We start from the raw sequence: 3,243 nt of genomic DNA, 5'->3' as shown, positions 1-3,243 counted from the left end.
CTGCTCGGCCTGGCCGGGCTGCTGCGCGGTGAGATCGAGCTGCGTGACGGCATCCCCGCCATCGGCGGCCGCATGCTGGTGGAGGCGGCGGACCGGCTCGCCGACGCCGATCGCGCCCTCGCCATCACGGCGCTGGCGCGGGCCGGCGAGGCCTTCCGGATCACCGGAGACCGGCGCTCGTGCCTGGCCATCGCCGAACGCGCGGCCGCACTGGGCGGCACCGACGAGGCTCCGCTCGTAAGGCTGATGCTCCATCACATCGCCGGCATGTCGGCGACCTTTCAGGGACGGCACGAGGACGCCGCCGCGCAGCTCGCGGAAGTGCTCGAACAGGCGGACCTGACCGAGGACTGTGCCGCCAAGACGTGGGCGAGCCTGGCCGCGCTCACCCTCGGAGACGACCAGCGGGCACAGGGGCTCGCCACGCAGGCGGTGGCGGCGGCGCGCGAGCGCGGCGACGTGGCGCCGATGCCCTGGGCACTGTGGGCGCTCGCCCAGGCCGAGCTCGCGCTCGGGAGGTACCCGGCGGCCCTCGCGGCCGCGCTGGAGGGCCGCCGGCTGGCCCGCGCGGCCGGGCAGGCCAACTGCGCGATGGACCACGTCGCCACGATCACGCTGCTCGCCGCGTTCCAGGGGGACAGGGATACGGTGGCGCGGCACCTGCGGGAGATCTCCGGCGAGGTGAACAGACGAGGGCTGGCCCGCGCGGACGCCATGTGCTCATGGGCGCTCGCCTGCCTGGATCTGGTGGACGACCGCCCGGCCGACGCGGCCGGCCGGCTCGCGCAGATGGGGGGCGGTGGCCCCGTCCACTCGGTCGTCCGTGTGCTGGCCACGCCGCATTTCGTCGAGGCGGCCGTCCGCTGTGGTCGGGGCGGCTCCTCGGCGCGGGCCCTCAGGCTGTTCGAGCTATGGGCGGAGGGCACCCGCAACCCCACCCGGCGCGCCCTGGCGCAACGCTGCCGGGCCCTGCTCGCAGACGGGGCGAGCGGTGCGGCCGACGGCGGCGACGAGACGGTGGAGGCGCATTTCGGCGCGGCCCTGCGCCTGCACCGGCGCGGTGAGTCCGCCTTCGAGATGGCGCGGACCGAGTTCCTCTACGGGCACTGGCTGCGGCGCCGGCGCAGGCCGAGCGCCGCTCGTGAGCACCTGCGCAACGCCCTGCTGATCTTCCAGCGCTATGACGCGGGACAGTGGGCCGAGCGGGCCCGGGCGGAGCTTCGCGCGGCCGGTGACACCGCGCCGCCGGGCACGCTCGGGACCGCCCGCGGCCTCGACGCCCTGACCGCCCAGCAGGCCCAGATCGCCCGGCTGGTCGCCGAGGGTTCCACCAACAGGGAGATCGCCGCACGGCTCGACCTCAGCCACCGTACGGTCGATCACCATCTGCGCAACGTCTTCACCCGGCTCGGGATCCGCTCCCGAGTCGAGCTGGCGAGGCTGCTCAGCTGAAACGGGCGACCTTGCCCGCGACGCCGGTCACCGGTGTGCCGAGCGGGCGACCGGGAAGTCGAAGTAGGTGTCCGGGTAGGGCTCGCCGCTCAGGGTGTAGTGCCACCACTCCGCCGCGTAGTTGGTGAAGCCGGCCGCCTCGAGCGTGTCCTTGAGCAGCAGGCGGTTGTCCCGGGCCTTGCCGGTGATGCGGGGATCGAGCGTGTTGGCGAGGGTGTCGAAGCAGTCGAAGCCGGTGCCCATGTCGACGGTGTTGTCGGGGAAGCGTTCGGCGCGTGGCGCGAAGCACGGCACCAGCCGTTCGCCGGGCACGTAGGGGCGCTGCGCCCTGGCCGGCAGCCTGACCAGGGTGAGGTCCACCGTGCTGCCGCGGCTGTGACCGGAGCGGGCGGCGATGTAGCCGTCCTCGAACAGCCTGGACTTGTCGACGCTCGGGTAGAACTCGCGTTTCATGCGCACATCGTGGGCCCGCTCCGCCCAGCGCGCGAAATCGTCCACGGCGCGCTGGGGCCGGTAGCAGTCGTACACCTTGAGCGTGTAACCGCGCGGGCGCAGCGTGGCCTGGGCGCGACGGAGCGCCGAAGCCGCCTGCCGGGTGAGGATGCACAGCGGCTCCCGGTAACCGGTGATCGGCCGCCCGACGAAGTTGTGGTTCGTGCGGTAGCGGATGTCGTGCAGGATCGTGGGATCCACGTCCGCCAGCACGACGAACCCGCGTGGCGGCCCACCGCCGGGGCCGGCCACGGCGGCGGACGCCGGCGCGGGTAGCAGCGCGACCACCATGAGGAGCACGGTCGCCAGGGCGCGGACCGCGAGCGATGAGGTCCACGGCCGAGAGGGAGAGCGCGGGGGAGCATCCTTCAAGATCGGCATTGCCACTTCCTACCTCACGCGGCGCTGACCCGCCACCTCCGGGCGTAGATCGATCTCGCGCAGCGCTTTGCCGTTTTAGTGCTTTCTGCGATCAAAGTCACAGTTATTCGTATTTTTCAGATAGTAGGGCAAAGCACGAGTAACACCACCGTCGGTGGGCACCACCCAGCGACACACGATCTTGGAGGACGGGTGGGAACAGTCGCGGACGGTCTGCGTCTTCAGGTCGGCGGCCTCGACTACCTACTGCTGGCGCTGTACTTCGTGACAGTGCTCGGCATCGGGTTCATGGCGCGGATGACCGTGCGCAGCAGTTCGGACTTCTTACTCTCCGGACGATCGCTACCCGCGTGGATCACCGGTCTGGCGTTCCTGTCGGCCAACCTCGGCGCGACCGAGATCCTCGGCATGGCCGCCAACGGTGCCCAGTACGGGGCCATGACCGTGCACTACTACTGGATCGGCGCGGTGCCGGCCATGGTCTTCCTCGGCATCGTGATGATGCCGTTCTACTATCGCTCGGGCGTGCACAGCGTGCCCGAGTTCCTGCGCCGCCGTTTCAACCGGCCGACCCAGCAGTTCAACGCCCTCACGTTCGCGGTCGCCCAGGTGCTCATCGCGGGCATCAACCTGTACGCGCTCGCGCTGGTGATGCGCGCGCTGCTCGGCTGGCCGCTGCCGGTGGCCATCGTCGTGGCCGCCGCCTTCGTCCTCGTCTACATCACCTTGGGCGGCCTGTCGTCGGCGATCTACAACGAGGTCCTGCAGTTCTTCGTCATCCTCGCCGGCCTCATCCCGCTGACCGTCCTCGGGCTCATCAAGGTCGGCGGCCCGTCCGCCCTCGCCGAGAAGATCCGGTCGTCGCCGCTGGGCGAGGGCGGCCTGCACGCCTTGCAGGGCACCGGCGTCGGGTCCGAC

Annotated in this window: 3 protein-coding genes; 2 read left to right on the top strand and 1 reads right to left on the bottom strand. The window is 71.4% G+C overall.

The window, feature by feature from the left end:
* Positions 1-1,452 (top strand): LuxR family transcriptional regulator (locus tag HKK72_RS37825; protein ID WP_187239195.1); only part of this gene is annotated, 1,452 nt, incomplete at its 5' end.
* Between the two features lie 27 nt (positions 1,453-1,479).
* Here the strand turns inward: HKK72_RS37825 and HKK72_RS37820 are convergent.
* Positions 1,480-2,325: a M15 family metallopeptidase gene (locus tag HKK72_RS37820; RefSeq protein ID WP_187239194.1), complete on the bottom strand. Its 846-nt coding sequence runs from the start codon at positions 2,323-2,325 to the stop codon at positions 1,480-1,482.
* 192 nt (positions 2,326-2,517) lie between these two features.
* On the opposite strand from HKK72_RS37820, the gene HKK72_RS37815 reads away from it, so the two are divergent.
* Positions 2,518-3,243: sodium:solute symporter family transporter (locus HKK72_RS37815; RefSeq protein WP_410050387.1), on the top strand; the 726-nt coding region annotated here is incomplete at its 3' end.

It is taken from the genome of Actinomadura sp. HBU206391, from assembly GCF_014323665.1.
GTDB lineage: Bacteria > Actinomycetota > Actinomycetes > Streptosporangiales > Streptosporangiaceae > Actinomadura_C.
Note: the sequence above shows the minus strand (reverse complement) of the source record. Positions and strands in the feature narration are given on the sequence as shown.

Coding starts and splice junctions, on each gene's coding strand:
- HKK72_RS37820 (WP_187239194.1), bottom strand. CDS start 2,325: ATGCCGATCTTGAAGGATGCTCCCCCGCGCTCTCCCTCTCGGCCGTGG.